The sequence below is a fragment of the Enterobacter sp. 5-4 genome (assembly GCF_000612205.1).
Lineage (GTDB): Bacteria > Pseudomonadota > Gammaproteobacteria > Enterobacterales > Enterobacteriaceae > Enterobacter > Enterobacter roggenkampii.
In genome coordinates this window covers 71,419-85,924 of record NZ_JFHW01000002.1, presented here as the reverse complement: position 1 = coordinate 85,924, position 14,506 = coordinate 71,419, and the positions used below count along the sequence as shown (strand labels likewise).

18 protein-coding genes are annotated in these 14,506 nt (G+C 57.0%); 14 read left to right on the top strand and 4 right to left on the bottom strand.

The annotated features are described in order from the left end of the window. Nucleotides 1–130: 130 nt before the first annotated feature. Complete coding sequence (gene asd, locus AA74_RS0100670; RefSeq protein WP_021242179.1) at nt 131–1,234, bottom strand: aspartate-semialdehyde dehydrogenase; 1,104 nt, start codon at nt 1,232–1,234, stop codon at nt 131–133. Between the two features lie 177 nt (nt 1,235–1,411). Here asd and yhgN point away from each other — a divergent pair, with 177 nt between their 5' ends. Further along, nucleotides 1,412–2,005: an NAAT family transporter YhgN gene (gene yhgN, locus AA74_RS0100665; RefSeq protein WP_003861574.1), complete on the top strand. Its 594-nt coding sequence runs from the start codon at nt 1,412–1,414 to the stop codon at nt 2,003–2,005. Between the two features lie 136 nt (nt 2,006–2,141). On the opposite strand, the gene AA74_RS01000000121880 is transcribed toward yhgN, so the two are convergent. Both AA74_RS01000000121880 and tusA read right to left on the bottom strand, forming a co-directional pair. After that, nucleotides 2,142–2,402, bottom strand: coding sequence for a hypothetical protein (locus AA74_RS01000000121880; protein ID WP_032667191.1), 261 nt, complete (start codon nt 2,400–2,402; stop codon nt 2,142–2,144). A gap of 44 nt (nt 2,403–2,446) precedes the next feature. Further along, nucleotides 2,447–2,689 carry a sulfurtransferase TusA gene (gene tusA, locus AA74_RS0100660; RefSeq protein ID WP_017693840.1) on the bottom strand — a complete coding sequence of 81 codons (243 nt, stop codon included), beginning with the start codon at nt 2,687–2,689 and terminating at the stop codon, nt 2,447–2,449. A 167-nt stretch (nt 2,690–2,856) separates the two neighbouring features. Here tusA and AA74_RS0100655 point away from each other — a divergent pair, with 167 nt between their 5' ends. Both AA74_RS0100655 and AA74_RS0100650 read left to right on the top strand, forming a co-directional pair. Further along, entirely contained in the window at nt 2,857–3,522 is a 666-nt protein-coding gene (locus AA74_RS0100655) for a 7-cyano-7-deazaguanine/7-aminomethyl-7-deazaguanine transporter (RefSeq protein WP_008503072.1), read from the top strand. A gap of 72 nt (nt 3,523–3,594) precedes the next feature. Further along, nucleotides 3,595–4,152, top strand: coding sequence for a DcrB family lipoprotein (locus AA74_RS0100650; RefSeq protein WP_008503073.1), 558 nt, complete (start codon nt 3,595–3,597; stop codon nt 4,150–4,152). Nucleotides 4,153–4,156: 4 nt separating this feature from the next. On the opposite strand, the gene AA74_RS0100645 is transcribed toward AA74_RS0100650, so the two are convergent. Beyond that, nucleotides 4,157–5,374 carry an MFS transporter gene (locus tag AA74_RS0100645; RefSeq protein WP_025910271.1) on the bottom strand — a complete coding sequence of 406 codons (1,218 nt, stop codon included), beginning with the start codon at nt 5,372–5,374 and terminating at the stop codon, nt 4,157–4,159. Between the two features lie 145 nt (nt 5,375–5,519). On the opposite strand from AA74_RS0100645, the gene AA74_RS0100640 reads away from it, so the two are divergent. The 11 genes from AA74_RS0100640 (at nt 5,520) to AA74_RS0100590 (ending at nt 14,503) form a co-directional block, all read left to right on the top strand. Next, nucleotides 5,520–6,569 carry an AI-2E family transporter gene (locus tag AA74_RS0100640; protein ID WP_008503075.1) on the top strand — a complete coding sequence of 350 codons (1,050 nt, stop codon included), beginning with the start codon at nt 5,520–5,522 and terminating at the stop codon, nt 6,567–6,569. 336 nt (nt 6,570–6,905) lie between these two features. Next, the gene (locus AA74_RS0100635) at nt 6,906–7,295 is read left to right on the top strand and encodes a hypothetical protein (protein WP_008503076.1); all 390 of its coding nucleotides are present in this window, start codon (nt 6,906–6,908) and stop codon (nt 7,293–7,295) included. A 69-nt stretch (nt 7,296–7,364) separates the two neighbouring features. Next, nucleotides 7,365–8,429 (top strand): class I SAM-dependent methyltransferase, encoded by a 1,065-nt coding sequence (locus AA74_RS0100630; protein ID WP_008503077.1) that lies wholly within the window; start codon nt 7,365–7,367, stop codon nt 8,427–8,429. Between the two features lie 67 nt (nt 8,430–8,496). Further along, a complete protein-coding gene (locus AA74_RS0100625; RefSeq protein WP_008503079.1) occupies nt 8,497–9,219 on the top strand; it encodes a beta-ketoacyl synthase chain length factor in 723 nt (240 codons plus the stop codon). Further along, on the top strand, nt 9,216–10,031 hold the full coding sequence (locus AA74_RS0100620) for a 1-acyl-sn-glycerol-3-phosphate acyltransferase (RefSeq protein WP_025910266.1): 816 nt from the start codon (nt 9,216–9,218) through the stop codon (nt 10,029–10,031). Before AA74_RS0100625 ends, AA74_RS0100620 begins: the two co-directional genes overlap by 4 nt. Beyond that, nucleotides 10,012–10,269, top strand: coding sequence for a phosphopantetheine-binding protein (locus tag AA74_RS0100615; protein WP_008503081.1), 258 nt, complete (start codon nt 10,012–10,014; stop codon nt 10,267–10,269). The genes AA74_RS0100620 and AA74_RS0100615 overlap by 20 nt, the downstream gene beginning before the upstream one ends. A gap of 12 nt (nt 10,270–10,281) precedes the next feature. Continuing rightward, nucleotides 10,282–10,533, top strand: coding sequence for an acyl carrier protein (locus tag AA74_RS0100610; protein ID WP_008503082.1), 252 nt, complete (start codon nt 10,282–10,284; stop codon nt 10,531–10,533). A 54-nt stretch (nt 10,534–10,587) separates the two neighbouring features. Next, nucleotides 10,588–11,127 carry a hypothetical protein gene (locus tag AA74_RS0100605; RefSeq protein WP_023294735.1) on the top strand — a complete coding sequence of 180 codons (540 nt, stop codon included), beginning with the start codon at nt 10,588–10,590 and terminating at the stop codon, nt 11,125–11,127. Then, nucleotides 11,120–12,481, top strand: a complete 1,362-nt coding sequence (locus tag AA74_RS0100600; protein WP_025910260.1) for an acyl-CoA synthetase — start codon at nt 11,120–11,122, stop codon at nt 12,479–12,481. The genes AA74_RS0100605 and AA74_RS0100600 overlap by 8 nt, the downstream gene beginning before the upstream one ends. Beyond that, nucleotides 12,468–12,821, top strand: a complete 354-nt coding sequence (locus tag AA74_RS0100595) for a hydroxymyristoyl-ACP dehydratase (RefSeq protein ID WP_008503085.1) — start codon at nt 12,468–12,470, stop codon at nt 12,819–12,821. Before AA74_RS0100600 ends, AA74_RS0100595 begins: the two co-directional genes overlap by 14 nt. Further along, the gene (locus AA74_RS0100590; protein WP_023345045.1) at nt 12,812–14,503 is read left to right on the top strand and encodes a glycosyltransferase; all 1,692 of its coding nucleotides are present in this window, start codon (nt 12,812–12,814) and stop codon (nt 14,501–14,503) included. Before AA74_RS0100595 ends, AA74_RS0100590 begins: the two co-directional genes overlap by 10 nt. Nucleotides 14,504–14,506: the final 3 nt, after the last annotated feature.

Below are 14,506 nucleotides of genomic sequence, written 5' to 3'. Positions count from 1 at the left end.
AGAAATGACTCTTCCTTAAAGCATAGCCAACGCTCTAAATGACTCCTGATAAAAATAAGACATACGCGTGTTACTCCATGTAGTACGCAAAAAAAAGGGGTGAAAATCACCCCCGGTATTTAACAAATTATTACGCCAGCTGGCGCAGCATGCGGCGCAGCGGCTCAGCGGCGCCCCACAGGAGCTGGTCACCGACGGTGAACGCGGAGAGATACTCCGGCCCCATGTTCAGCTTACGCAGACGGCCAACCGGCGTGGTCAGCGTGCCGGTCACCGCTGCCGGGGTCAGCTCGCGCATGGTGATATCGCGATCGTTTGGCACCACTTTCGCCCACGGGTTGTGCGCGGCCAGCAGCTCTTCCACGGTCGGAATAGACACATCTTTTTTCAGTTTAATAGTGAAAGCCTGGCTGTGGCAGCGCAGCGCGCCGATACGCACGCACAGACCGTCAACCGGAATGGTGTTCGCGGTATTGAGGATTTTGTTGGTCTCGGCCTGGCCTTTCCACTCTTCGCGGGTCTGGCCGTTATCCAGCTGCTTGTCGATCCACGGGATCAGTCCGCCGGCCAGCGGTACGCCAAAGTTATCCACCGGCAGCTCGCCGCTGCGGGTCAGCTCGGTCACTTTACGCTCGATATCGAGAATAGCCGACGCCGGGTTTGCCAGCTCGGTCGCGACGCTCTGGTGCAGCTGGCCCATCTGGGTCAGCAGCTCGCGCATGTGACGCGCGCCGCCGCCGGACGCCGCCTGGTAGGTCGCCACGGAGACCCACTCCACCAGATCCTGCGCGAACAGGCCGCCGAGGGACATCAGCATCAGGCTGACGGTGCAGTTACCGCCAACAAAGGTTTTTACGCCGTTGTTCAGGCCATCGGCGATCACGCCCTGGTTAACCGGGTCGAGAATGATGATGGCATCGTCTTTCATGCGCAGCGACGAGGCCGCGTCAATCCAGTAGCCCTGCCAGCCGCTTTCACGCAGCTTTGGATAGATTTCGTTGGTATAATCGCCGCCCTGGCAGGTCACAATAATGTCGAGTGCCTTCAGCGCTTCCAGATCGTAAGCATCCTGCAACGTGCCTGTGGTACCACCAAAGGACGGAGCAGCCTGGCCGAGCTGGGAAGTGGAGAAGAAGACCGGGCGGATAGCGTCGAAATCGCGCTCTTCAACCATGCGTTGCATGAGTACAGAGCCGACCATACCGCGCCAGCCGATAAAACCAACGTTTTTCATAGCATTTTTTTCCTGCTGAGGGTGTGTGCTGATTGTGCAAGCCAGTATTGAACTGGGATATGCTTCACATTACAAAATGCTGCCAAAGTCGCAAGCGAAATTAATCGATGATTGCCCGGCAATCAGAAATACAGCTAATTATCATAATAACCTTAGAGAAATTCAGGGATAATTTACATGAGTGAAATCATTTCCGCAGCGGTTTTATTGATCCTGATAATGGATCCCCTGGGTAACCTGCCGATCTTCATGTCGGTGTTGAAGCACACCGAGCCGAAGCGCCGCCGGGCGATCATGATCCGCGAGCTGCTCATCGCCCTGCTGGTGATGTTTATCTTCCTGTTTGCGGGTGAAAAAATCCTCGCCTTCCTGAACCTGCGCGCTGAAACCGTGTCGATTTCCGGTGGGATTATTCTGTTCCTGATTGCGATTAAGATGATTTTCCCGAGCGCGGAAGGCAGCAGCAGCGGCCTGCCTGCGGGTGAAGAGCCATTTATTGTGCCGCTGGCGATCCCGCTCGTCGCGGGGCCGACCATTCTGGCGACGCTGATGCTGCTGTCGCACCAGTATCCGAACCAGATGAGCCATCTGGTCATTGCCCTGCTGATTGCCTGGGGCGGGACGTTTATCATTCTGCTGCAGTCGTCCCTGTTCCTGCGCCTGCTGGGCGAAAAAGGGGTAAACGCGCTGGAGCGCCTGATGGGGCTCATTCTGGTCATGATGGCAACGCAGATGTTCCTGGACGGGATCCGGGCGTGGATGAAAGGATGACGTTCTCCCTCTCCCTGTGGGAGAGGGCATCAGGCCGCAGAGGCCGTATTCTTGCCGGGTGGCGGCTTCGCCTTACCCGGCCTACAACGGCTCTAGTCCCGTAGGTCGGGTAAGCGTTAGCGCCACCCGACTTTTTTCACAGTGGCAAGATGCCTTCATTTGTACGCAACCAGCGCGGTGCTTTCAACATACCGCTATACAGCCCAACTAAGCCTTGCAACAAATCTCCAGCCACTCTTTCATTACTCTCTGAAAGTGAACGAGCCAACAGCAACTGTGTTAATAGCGGGCAATAGCTTCCCAACTGATCAACTTCCGGTTCGAAGGCAGGGACGTCCAGAGGCAGGTCATCTACCGTTAAACTCGCTTTTAAATATTCAGGAACAGGTTCAAGCATGGGTGCGGCCTGATACCCCCAACCTCCCCCCAAATAAGTGAGGGCTACCCCTTACGAATCAAATACCGGTACGGCAGCGTTTCCGTCTGCTGCGCCACCAGCTCATGCTCCATAAAGGTACAAAAACCGGGAATGTCGCGCGTGGTGGCAGGGTCGTCGGCAACGATCAGCAGCGTTTCACCGGTCTGCATGTTGCGCACGGTTTTACGTACCATCATTACCGGTTCCGGGCAGCGAAGGCCCTGGGCATCAAGAGTGTGGTCTGGGCTGGAAAACAGGTCGGTCATGATCTTCTCGGTCAGGTAAAAACGGCTGTAGTTTACGCCCCGTTGCGGTCAATGCAAACCAGGTTAACGATTGCGTAAAAACTAACCATTGCAATGTCCCGCCAAAGCAGTATTATGCTGCGGTTTTTATTGGGTTCCCTCACCCCAACGTATAAAAAGGTCACAATATGACGCAGTTTTCTGAATCACAGCGCGTAAAAGCGTTGTTCTGGCTTTCGCTTTTCCATTTGCTGGTGATCACCTCCAGCAACTATCTGGTGCAGCTCCCTATCTCCATCTTTGGTTTTCATACCACCTGGGGCGCGTTCAGCTTTCCGTTTATTTTCCTCGCCACCGATCTGACCGTGCGTATTTTTGGCGCACCGCTGGCTCGCCGCATTATTTTTGCGGTCATGCTCCCGGCGCTGTTCATCTCGTACGGGGTGTCGTCCCTGTTTTATATGGGAAGCTGGCAGGGTTTTGAGGCGTTAACCCACTTCAACCTGTTTGTCGCCCGTATCGCCGCAGCAAGCTTTATGGCCTACGCGCTGGGGCAGATTCTGGACGTGCACGTGTTTAATCGCCTGCGTCAGAATCATCGCTGGTGGATGGCACCCACCGCCTCCACGCTGTTCGGTAACGTGAGCGATACGCTGGCCTTCTTCTTCATCGCCTTCTGGCGTAGCCCGGATGCGTTCATGGCCGAACACTGGATGGAAATCGCGCTGGTGGACTACTGCTTCAAGGTGCTCATCAGCATTGTGTTCTTCCTGCCCATGTACGGCGTGCTGCTGAATATGCTGCTGAAAAGGCTGGCAGATAAATCTGAAATCACGGCATTGCAGGCTGGTTAAGGGTTCGCTTTATCAGTTGTGATAAGATGAGCGAATGAGCCGTTATGGCCGTTTATCGAAAGGAAGAAGTCAATGCGCAATCTGGTTAAATATGTCGGGATTGGCCTGCTGGTTGTGGGTCTTGCAGCCTGTGATAACAGCGACACGAAAACGCCTGCTCAGGGCGCATCCGCAGAAAGCAATGCGACCGGCCAGCCGGTGAATCTGATGGATGGCAAACTCAGCTTCTCTCTGCCAGCCGATATGACTGACCAGAGCGGCAAGCTGGGCACTCAGGCGAATAACATGCACGTTTACTCCGACGCAACCGGGCAGAAAGCGGTCATTGTGATTGTGGGCGACGACACCAGCGAAGATCTGGCGGTCCTGTCCAAACGTCTGGAAGATCAGCAGCGCGGCCGCGACCCGCAGCTGCAGGTCGTGACCAATAAATCCATCGAGCTGAAAGGCCATAAGCTACAGCAGCTGGACAGCATCATCTCTGCGAAAGGCCAGACCGCGTACTCCTCTGTCGTGCTGGGCAAGGTTGATAACAAACTCCTGACCCTGCAGATCACCCTGCCAGCGGAAGATCAGCAGAAAGCGCAGACGGCTGCTGAAAACATCATTAACACCATCGTAATCCAGTAACGTTTCACGATGATGACGTGGCCTCCGGTGCCTGCACCGGGGGCCATTTTTTTAGCCGCCACGTCAGCAGCAATGCCATCATGACCAGACCCGCCGCGGCGAGATAGATCACCGGTACCCCCGCCCGGGCCATTACCAGCCCTGCCAGCGGCCCGGTAATGCCCAACGACATATCCATAAACACCGTATAGGTCGCCAGCGCCGCCCCCTGGTTCTGCTGCGGCACCGCTTTCACCGCGACCACGCCCAGCGCCGGGAAGACCAGTGAAAAACCGGCTCCCGCGAGAAATACGCCCATTTTCGCCATCCAGGGCGCGCTGGCTACGCCGGTCAACAGCAGCCCGACAATCTCTACCACAAAGCAGATCGTCGCCACGTTCAGCCCGCCCAGACGGTTGATACCGTTAGGGAAAAGCAGGCGCGCGCCAACAAACGCACAGCTGAACAGGGTTAACGCAAAGGCCGCGCCGTCCCAGCCTTTGGCGTCATAGAACAGGGTAATGAAGGTGGCGATGACCCCGAAGCCGGTGGTCGCCAGCGCCAGCGCCATCCCGTATGGCCAGACTCGCCCGAGCACCGCCCGGAACGGCAGCGGTTTGCCCTTGCTGGCCTTCACTGTCGGGCGCGGCAGCGCAAACAGTATCGCCACAAGCGCGACCGCCATAATGGTGACGGCCAGGCCATACAGCCCACCAAAGGCATAGCAGGCCACGCCAAGCGGCGCGCCGAGCGCCATCGCGCCGTAGGTGACAATCCCGTTCCAGGAGATCACCCGACCAATGTGTGGCGTACCGACAACCCCCACGCCCCAGAGCGTCGAGCCGGTTCCCGCCAGGCTTTGCCCAATGCCGAGGATGACGCGGCCCAGGCAGAGCAGCGCCAGGCTGACCAGCGGCCAGTGGCTGGCTGAGGCAGCCAGCAGGTAGCTCAGGCCACTGAGGAAGCAGCCACACAATCCCACCACCACGATGCTTTTTGGACCGAACGTGTCCGCGTAGCGCCCGGCATGCGGGCGGCTCAGGAGCGTGGCGAAATACTGCAGGCTAATCACCAGCCCCGCCCAGAAGGCACTGAAGCCCATGACGTCATGGACATAGCCCGGCAGAACCGCCAGCGGCAGGCCGATGGTGAGATAGCTGGCAAAGTTAAAAATCACAACGGAAACGATGCGCAGATTGAGGCGCAGTCCGCTCAGTGCCGGTTCAGCGGCAGGTTCGGGCATGGGGTTCTACCTGGATTTTTTACAACAGTGTTTCACTATTACCACGCCCCAATAAGAAAATCAGCAGTGACTTTCAGATTAACGGTGCCAGACGAAGCGAGGCCCGGGCACTACACTTACCGGGTCATCACATTAAGGAACGCGCATGATCGCTAACCCGTCCGACAAAGCAGGACTCCACATCTTATTAAAACTCGCCTGTCTGGTGGTTATCCTTGCGGGTATCCATGCGGCCGCCGACATCATAGTTCAGCTCCTGCTGGCGCTCTTTTTTGCCATTGTGCTTAATCCTCTGGTCACCTGGTTTCTGCGCCGGGGCGTTAGCCGCCCGGTCGCCATCACCATTGTCGTCATCGTGATGCTGATTGCCCTGACGGCGCTCTTCGGCGTGCTGGCGGCCTCGCTGAGTGAATTCTCCACCATGCTGCCGCAGTACAACAAAGAGCTGACGCGTAAGATCGTCGCGCTGCAGGAGATGGTGCCCTTCCTTAATCTGCATATCTCACCCGAACGGATGCTGCGCAGGATGGACTCCGAGAAGGTCATGACCTACGCCACCACCTTGATGACGGGGCTTTCCGGCGCGATGGCCAGCATTCTGCTGCTGGTCATGACGGTGGTGTTTATGCTGTTTGAAGTCCGCCACGTCCCGTATAAGCTGCGCTTTGCACTGAATAACCCACAAATTCACATTGCTGGCTTACACCGGGCGCTGAAGGGCGTCTCTAAATATCTGGCGCTGAAAACGCTGCTGAGCGTCTGGACCGGGATCATCGTCTGGCTGGGGCTGATGCTGATGAACGTGCAGTTCGCGCTGATGTGGGGCGTGCTGGCGTTTCTGCTGAACTACGTGCCCAACATTGGCGCGGTGCTTTCCGCCGTGCCGCCGATGATTCAGGCGTTTCTGTTTAACGGTTTCTACGAATGTATGCTGGTCGGCGCGTTATTCCTCGTCGTGCATATGGTGCTGGGCAATATTCTCGAGCCACGCATGATGGGGCACCGGCTCGGCATGTCGACGCTGGTCGTCTTTTTATCCTTACTGGTTTGGGGATGGCTGCTGGGCCCGGTCGGTATGCTGCTCTCGGTCCCCCTGACCAGCGTGTGTAAGATCTGGATGGAGACCACCAAAGGCGGCAGCAAGCTGGCCATTTTGCTCGGGCCGGGAAGGCCGAAAAGCCGGTTGCCCGGGTAGCTGACCTACCTTTATAGGTAGGTTTAAACCGCCAATAATCCACCTTAAATTACCGCGTTCATAACCTGTCGCGGTATTTTTATTTGCGTTAAGGAAATATTAATTCTGTTTTTGTTTACGTCGGTCGCATTACGTTGAAACGCAAATCATGATTTAACGCAAATTAAAAAAAATGAAATTGTTAATTATTTTCCATGTTATTATGCCCGCCTTCGCGTCAACGTAATGCAAACCTTAATATTGATTAAAAAAACATCTGGCACATAAGAAACGCCGGATGAATATTATTTGTAAAAACCACTACCTTTAATTGTTATTATTGATATGGAGTTGTTGATGAAAAAGATCGTTAAATGGTGTGCTGCCGCCGTATTCGTTGGCGCACTGGCAGGCTGTGCGCGTACTGCCCCAATCGCTCAGGTTCACTCTACTGTGAGCGCGGGTCATACCGCCGACCAGGTAAAAACAGCGATTTTGAAAGCAGGACAAAAACGTGACTGGATCATGACGGAAGCCGGTCCGGGCGTTATCAAAGGTCGTCTGCAGGCGCGCGACCACTCGGTCGACGTTCGTATTCCTTATTCCGCCACAAGCTATTCCATTAACTACGAAAGCAGTATGAACCTGAAAGCGGCTGACGGTAAAATTCACAAAAATTATAACCGTTGGGTGAATAACCTCGACCACGATATTCAGCTGAACCTCTCCGCGGGCGCCGCACTGTAATATTTTTCTAAAGTCGGGCCGCATATGGCCCGATAACCCCTATTTCTTGCCCTGAAAGGTTACGCAGCAATGTACGAAAAGGATACGCTCAGCGCACTGGATGCCATTACCGAAGCGCAACGCATCGCTTTTGCTCCGATGTTATTTCAGACCGCGCTTTGTCTGCGTAACTCAGGCATTCTCGCCTGGCTCGATAAACAAGGTAAAGAGGGTGCCAGCCTCGAGGAAATAACCGAACACAGCACGCTCGGCAGCTATGGCGTCAGCGTACTGCTGGATATGGGATTAAGCGGGCGGATCGTTACCCAACAGCATGGACGTTATTTTCTGGCGAAAGTGGGCCACTTTTTACTGCACGATGAAATGACCCGCGTAAATATGGATTTCACTCAGGACGTTTGTTACAAAGGGCTATTTCACCTGGCGGACGCCCTGAAGGAAGAAAAACCTGCGGGATTAGCGGTGTTTGGCAACTGGCCAACCATCTATCCGGCATTATCCCAATTACCGGCTCAGGCGAAAGAGAGCTGGTTCGCCTTTGATCATTACTATTCCGACGCCGCGTTTGATGCCGCTTTGCCATATATATTCGCAAGCTCGCCGACAAAATTGTACGATGTGGGCGGAAATACGGGTAAATGGGCGTTACGCTGCTGCCGCTATGACGAAAATGTTGCCGTGACGATCCTCGACCTGCCGCAGCAGATAGCGCTGGCGCAGGAAAACATCGCAAAAGCAGGTTTTTCTCATCGTATTGGATTCCATGCTGTCGATATGCTTAGCCCAGCAGCCTTGCCGGGTGAGGCCGACGTCTGGTGGATGAGCCAGTTTCTGGATTGTTTCTCTCCGGATCAGATTGTCGCCATGCTGACGCGCGTCGCACAGGTCATGAAGCCAGGCGCACGTTTGTGCATCATGGAGCTTTTCTGGGATGCCCAGAAGTTTGAAGCGGCCTCTTTCAGCCTGAATGCCACCTCGCTCTATTTCACCTGTATGGCGAATGGCAATAGCCGGTTTTACAGCGTAGAGGCGTTTTATCGTTACCTGGAGAGCGCAGGTTTCAGCGTTGAACAGCGTCTGGATAACCTTGGGGTCGGGCATACCCTGCTGATATGCACCAAACGTGAACAATAGAGCAGCTTAGCTGCCCGGGTGGCCAGGTCTGCCCTTTGAATACGGTTTTTTTCGCGGACGCGCGTAGATGAAATTTTCACTGAACATTATCGACTGGCAGGCGAGAGCCCCAGGACTCAGCGATGCCACAGAGTGGCAGGCGTGGTCACGCCTGCAACTGCCCGTCGATCCAGCGGCCCCGCTTCCCCGGCTGACCGCTTTACCCATGATGACCGCGCGCCGCCTCAATTCAGGCAGTAAGCTGGCGGTGGACATTGGTCTCGCTATGCTGCAACACCACGCCATTGATGCCGTCGTCTATTCCAGCCGCCACGGCGAGCTGGAGCGCAACTACCGTATTCTGCATGCTCTGGCGACGGGGCAATCCGTATCGCCTACCGACTTCGCCATGTCCGTGCACAACTCGGCGGTGGGCAATCTCACGATAACCGCACGCCAGGCAATCGTCTCGTCATCCATTTCTGCCGGGCTGGACACCTTCCAGCAGGCATTATGTGAAGTCCTGAGCCTGCTGCAGGCGGGCTACTCCCGCGTCTTGCTGGTCGATTTTGACGGCGCACTGCCGGAATTTTACCACCCGGCGTTACCGCACCAGATGCCCACCTGGCCCTACGCGCTGGCGCTGGTGATTGAATCCGGCAAGGAATTGCAGTGTGAAACCCGCAGCGGCAGCACGGGGGATGAACCCGCCCTTCCGCAAAGCCTGGTCTTCCTGCAACGCTATCTCAGCGAGGCACGCCAGTTTGTGGTACCCGGCGAACGTTTGCTGTGGCAATGGACGCGCGCATGAACCGCCTGACTGCCCGAATTAACTGGTTATGGCGTCTGGTGATGACCGGATTCTGCTTCGTGCTGTTTGGCGTGGGCGGGCTGCTGCTGTCACTGGTATGGTTCAACCTGCTGCTGATCGTCCAGCGCGACCGCACCAACCGCCGTCGCCTTGCGCGGCGCAGCATTGCGGCCAGCTTCCGCTTCTTCCTGACCGTTGCCCGTGGCCTCGGGGTACTGGACTATCGCATTCACAATCTTGACGCCCTGCGCAACGATCGGGGTTGTCTGGTGGTGGCTAACCACCCCACGTTAATTGACTACGTGATTCTGGCATCGGTGATGCCAGAAACCGACTGTCTGGTGAAAAGCGCGCTGCTGCGCAATCCGTTTGTCAGCGGCGTCATCCGCGCGGCGGATTACCTGATTAACAGCGAAGCCGAGCCTCTGCTGGCTGCAAGCCAGCAGCGTCTGGCTCAGGGCGACACGCTGTTAATCTTCCCGGAAGGCACACGTACCCGGTCTGGCGAAGCTATTTCCCTCCAGCGCGGCGCAGCAAATATCGCCGTGCGCTGTAACAGCGATCTGCGGGTGGTGCTGATCCACTGTAGCGAACATCTGCTGGATAAAAAAAGTCGCTGGTATGATGTGCCGCCAGAAAAACCTGTCTTCACCGTGGATGTCCGCGACCGCGTGAACATCCACGAATTTTACGATGCAAATGAACAAGAACCGGCGCTGGCGGCAAGGCAGTTAAACCGGCATCTACAGCATCGATTAACATCAGGCCTTCAATCTTTGTCAGGAATTAATGATGCAAGCGCTTTATCTTGAAATTAAGAATCTCATTATCACCACGCTGAATCTGGACGAGCTTACCGCAGAGGATATTGATACCGATGCCGCGCTGTTTGGCGATGGGCTGGGTCTCGACTCTATCGACGCGCTGGAACTGGGTCTGGCCGTGAAAAACCAGTATGGCGTGGTGCTTTCCGCTGAAAGCGAAGAGATGCGCCAGCACTTCTTTTCCGTCGCCACGCTGGCGTCCTTTATCAACGCTCAACGCGCCTGAGATGTGATCACGATGACCGAACAAGAAACCATTTATCAGGAAGTCTGTGGCCTTCTGACCCGACTGTTTGAAATCGACCCGCAGGATATTACCCCTGAAGCCCGTCTTTACGAAGACCTGGAGCTGGACAGCATTGATGCGGTGGACATGATTGTTCATCTGCAGAAGAAAACGGGCAAGAAAATCAAGCCGGAAACCTTCAAATCGGTTCGTACCGTTCAGGATGTGGTAGACGCCGTCGAACAGCTTCTGCGCGAAGAGTAAGACGTCGTGCGCGGCGGACGGACATTCCCGATCATCCCACTTCTGACGGGGTTGATGCTGCTGGCGTGGCCCTTCCTGATTGGATTTGGGCTGGCGCATAACAGCCTGCAGTGGCTATTACCCGTGATGGCTCTGGTGTTACTGCTGCGGCTGCGTCAGGCGCAGCGGAACACAAGCCCGATGCGGTATGTGGTGCAGTGCGTGGCGCTGGCGGGGATCGCCCTCTGCACGGCAAGCTACCTGCTGAAAGCCCACCAGTGGCTGCTGCTCTACCCGGTGGTCGTCAACCTTGTCATGCTGGCCGTGTTTGGCGGCTCGCTGTGGACAGCGATGCCGCTTGTCGAACGACTGGCGCGCTTGCGCGAGCCAAACTTGCCCCCGGAGGGCGTGCGCTATACCCGTAAGGTGACCCTCGTCTGGTGCGGTTTTTTCGTCGGCAACGGCACGATGGCGCTGTTTACCGTCCTCCACGGCGACATGCATCTGTGGACGCTATGGAACGGTATGGTGGCTTACATCCTGATGGGGATGCTGATGGCAGCAGAGTGGCTGGTGCGCCAGCGGGTGATAAAAAAAGAGATGCACAATGACTAACCCCCTTCCGCTGGGCCAGTGGTTAAATGCGCCGCGCCCTGACGACACGCCTGTTGCATGGCTTGACGATCGTACCTGGACGCTGGGCCAGTTGCGCCACGATGTAACCTTACTGGTCGAGACCCTGCGTCAGCAGGAAGGCGAGCGCTGGGCGCTGTGCTTTGAAAACAGCTACCTGTTTATTGTTGCGCTGCTGGCCTCGCTGCACGCCGGTAAAACACCGGTCATTCCCGGCCATAGCCGCGTCTCCCAGCTTGAAGAACAGCAATCTTTGTTTAGCGGCGTTCTGAGCGATCGCACTCTTGGTTTTCGTGGGAAACAGATTGTGGTGGCCTCCAGCCACCAGACAGCCAGCCACTGGGTGCCTCTGCCGGCCATTGACGAAAACCGCTTCGTTGAACTGTTCACCTCAGGCTCCACGGGCACGCCGCGCCGGGTGGTTAAGCACATCGTCAGTCTGGATCGCGAAGCCCGCCTGCTGGCTAACCGCTTTGGTGAGCGTCTGGCCGGATGCAGCATTGTGGCCTCGGTCGTACCGCAACACCTGTATGGCCTGACATTCCGTATCGTCTTGCCGATGGCGCTGGGCCTGCCGCTGCATGCCGCGATGCTCTATTACGCAGAACAACTGGCCGCTCTGCCTCCTGACAGGCAATACCTGTTCATCAGCAGCCCGGCGTTCCTGAAGCGCCTGGATACCGAGCTTGCCGCGCCGCCCGTCAGGATGCTGATTTCAGCAGGTGGAATGCTGCCCTGGCGTGACGTCTCGACCACCTCTGGCTGGCTTAACCTTTGGCCGGATGAAATTTATGGCAGTACCGAAACCGGGATCCTCGCCTGGCGCCATCGTCAGGAGGATAACGTGCCCTGGCTACCGTTCCCCGGCGTGATCTTCCATCAGGAAGATGACGCCTGTCGCGTTACGTCGCCACTGATCCATGAGCCAGAAGGGCTCCAGCTCGACGATATCCTGCACTTCGACAGCGAGGGGCTTTTCAGCATCGCCGGTCGCCGCGGGCGAGTGGTCAAAATTGAAGAAAAACGCATCTCGCTTAACGAGATCGAACGCCGCCTGCTGGAGCTCGACGGTATTTGCGAAGCGGCCGCACTGCCGGTCACGCGCGGGGGTCGTCAGGGGATTGGCGCCCTGCTGGTTCTGGATGAAACGGCCCGTCAGCGCGGGTATGTGCAGGATAAAAAAGCGCAGGAGTTCGCCTGGCGTCGCGCCCTGCTGCCGTGGCTTGAACCTGTCGCGGTGCCGCGCTACTGGCGCATCGTTGATGAAATGCCGGTAAACAGTATGAACAAGCGTGTCTATGCGCAGTTAGAGGAGTTATTTCATGAAAATTCATGAAATTGAGCGCCACCAGACACAGCCGGAGAAGCTGGAGATCGTTTTGCATCTCGACGCAACGCTGTTCTGGTTTCAGGGCCATTTCGCCGTACAACCGCTGCTGCCCGGCGTTGCGCAGCTTGACTGGGTGATGCACTACGCCACGACGTTACTGGCACCGGGCTATCGCTTTCACAGCATTCAAAACGTGAAGTTTCAGGCACCACTGCTGCCGGAAACCACGGTGACGCTGATGCTTGAGTGGCATGCCGAACGTCAGATGCTGACCTTCAGCTATCAACGCCATGCCGGGGCTGAGCGCCACACCGCCAGCAGCGGGAAAATTCGTCTATGTCAGTAATCTTTCGTCCCTGCGTGCTGATCCCGTGCTACAACCACGGCGCGATGATTGCCCGCGTGCTGTCACGTCTCGCGCCGTTCGGCCTGCCGTGCCTGGTGGTGGATGACGGCAGCGACGCAGTCACCCGTCAGGAGCTTGAGCGCCTGGCGGCGGAGCAGCCGCAGATGACGCTGGTTCGTCTGGCGCAAAACGCCGGAAAAGGTGCCGCGGTCATCAGAGGGCTGGAGGAGTGCGCGCGGACGGGCTACACCCACGCCGTGCAGGTGGATGCGGACGGCCAACACGCCATTGAGGATATCCCCAAACTGCTGGCGCTGGCGGAGCGCCACCCGGACGCGCTGATTTCCGGGCAGCCCATTTACGATGACTCTATTCCGCGCTCACGACTTTACGGGCGCTGGATCACCCACGTCTGGGTGTGGATTGAAACCTTATCGCTGCAGCTTAAAGACAGCATGTGCGGCTTTCGGGTCTATCCGGTTTCACCCACGCTGCGGCTGGCAGCGCGCGAACCGCTCGGCAAGCGGATGGACTTTGACACCGAAGTGATGGTTCGTCTCTACTGGCAGGGCAACACCAGCGTCTTTCTGCCCACGCGCGTGACCTATCCGCAGGACGGTTTGTCCCACTTCGACGCGCTAAAAGATAACGTGCGGATCTCCCTGATGCATACCCGGCTCTTCTTCGGCATGCTGCCCCGCATGCCCGGCCTGCTTTTCCGTCGACGCCGCCAGCACTGGGCGCAGCAGGACGAGGTCAAGGGTCTGTGGGGGATGCGCCTGATGCTGCGCGTCTGGGAACGGCTGGGTCGGCGGGCCTTTACCGTGCTGTTGTGGCCGGTTATCGGCGTGTACTGGCTTATCGCGCGTCCGGCGCGGCAGGCCTCGCGGCAGTGGATGGCGAGAGTGAAGCAAGAACTGCGTCAGCGGAGCATGCCTGTTCCCTCACGGCTTAACAGCTTTTTCCATTTCATGCGCTTCGGCAACGCGATGCTGGATAAAGTCGCCAGCTGGCGCGGCGAACTGAAGCTTCATCGCGATATTGTCTTTGCCCCCGGCGCGAGCGAAGCGTTAAACATCGCGGCTCCACAGGGCAAACTGCTGCTGGCCTCGCACCTTGGCGACGTAGAGGCCTGCCGGGCCCTGGCTCAGCTGGAAGGCAGTAAAATCATCAACGCCCTGGTTTTCAGCGAGAACGCCCAGCGCTTTAAGCAAATCATGAGCGAAATGGCGCCCGAAGCTGGCGTGAATTTGATGTCGGTCACCGACATCGGCCCGGACACCGCCATTGCCATCAAAGAGAAGCTTGAGCGCGGTGAATGGGTCGCGATTGTGGGGGATCGCATCGCGGTGAATCCGCAGCGCGGCGGCGAATGGCGCGTGATCTGGAGCCGATTCATGGGCCAGCCTGCACCGTTCCCACAGGGGCCGTTTATCCTGGCCTCCATCCTGCGCTGCCCGGTGGTGCTGATTTTCGCCCTGCGCCAGCAGGGTAAGCTCGTCCTGCACTGCGAGCCGTTTGCCGACCCGCTGCGCCTGCCGCGCGGTGAACGCCAGCAGGCACTGCAAGATACCGTCGATCGCTATGCGCAGCGGCTGGAACATTACGCCCTCATGTCGCCGCTCGACTGGTTTAATTTTTTCGATTTCTGGCATCTGCCAGAGTCCAGTGAGAAGGAGTAAAGG

Excerpts from the sequence above, each read along its gene's own strand:
- asd (WP_021242179.1), bottom strand. The coding sequence starts at position 1,234 with ATGAAAAACGTTGGTTTTATCGGCTGGCGCGGTATGGTCGGCTCTGTA.
- yhgN (WP_003861574.1), top strand. The coding sequence starts at position 1,412 with ATGAGTGAAATCATTTCCGCAGCGGTTTTATTGATCCTGATAATGGAT.
- AA74_RS01000000121880 (WP_032667191.1), bottom strand. The coding sequence starts at position 2,402 with ATGCTTGAACCTGTTCCTGAATATTTAAAAGCGAGTTTAACGGTAGAT.
- tusA (WP_017693840.1), bottom strand. The coding sequence starts at position 2,689 with ATGACCGACCTGTTTTCCAGCCCAGACCACACTCTTGATGCCCAGGGC.
- AA74_RS0100655 (WP_008503072.1), top strand. The coding sequence starts at position 2,857 with ATGACGCAGTTTTCTGAATCACAGCGCGTAAAAGCGTTGTTCTGGCTT.
- AA74_RS0100650 (WP_008503073.1), top strand. The coding sequence starts at position 3,595 with ATGCGCAATCTGGTTAAATATGTCGGGATTGGCCTGCTGGTTGTGGGT.
- AA74_RS0100645 (WP_025910271.1), bottom strand. The coding sequence starts at position 5,374 with ATGCCCGAACCTGCCGCTGAACCGGCACTGAGCGGACTGCGCCTCAAT.
- AA74_RS0100640 (WP_008503075.1), top strand. The coding sequence starts at position 5,520 with ATGATCGCTAACCCGTCCGACAAAGCAGGACTCCACATCTTATTAAAA.
- AA74_RS0100635 (WP_008503076.1), top strand. The coding sequence starts at position 6,906 with ATGAAAAAGATCGTTAAATGGTGTGCTGCCGCCGTATTCGTTGGCGCA.
- AA74_RS0100630 (WP_008503077.1), top strand. The coding sequence starts at position 7,365 with ATGTACGAAAAGGATACGCTCAGCGCACTGGATGCCATTACCGAAGCG.
- AA74_RS0100625 (WP_008503079.1), top strand. The coding sequence starts at position 8,497 with ATGAAATTTTCACTGAACATTATCGACTGGCAGGCGAGAGCCCCAGGA.
- AA74_RS0100620 (WP_025910266.1), top strand. The coding sequence starts at position 9,216 with ATGAACCGCCTGACTGCCCGAATTAACTGGTTATGGCGTCTGGTGATG.
- AA74_RS0100615 (WP_008503081.1), top strand. The coding sequence starts at position 10,012 with ATGCAAGCGCTTTATCTTGAAATTAAGAATCTCATTATCACCACGCTG.
- AA74_RS0100610 (WP_008503082.1), top strand. The coding sequence starts at position 10,282 with ATGACCGAACAAGAAACCATTTATCAGGAAGTCTGTGGCCTTCTGACC.
- AA74_RS0100605 (WP_023294735.1), top strand. The coding sequence starts at position 10,588 with ATGCTGCTGGCGTGGCCCTTCCTGATTGGATTTGGGCTGGCGCATAAC.
- AA74_RS0100600 (WP_025910260.1), top strand. The coding sequence starts at position 11,120 with ATGACTAACCCCCTTCCGCTGGGCCAGTGGTTAAATGCGCCGCGCCCT.
- AA74_RS0100595 (WP_008503085.1), top strand. The coding sequence starts at position 12,468 with ATGAAAATTCATGAAATTGAGCGCCACCAGACACAGCCGGAGAAGCTG.
- AA74_RS0100590 (WP_023345045.1), top strand. The coding sequence starts at position 12,812 with ATGTCAGTAATCTTTCGTCCCTGCGTGCTGATCCCGTGCTACAACCAC.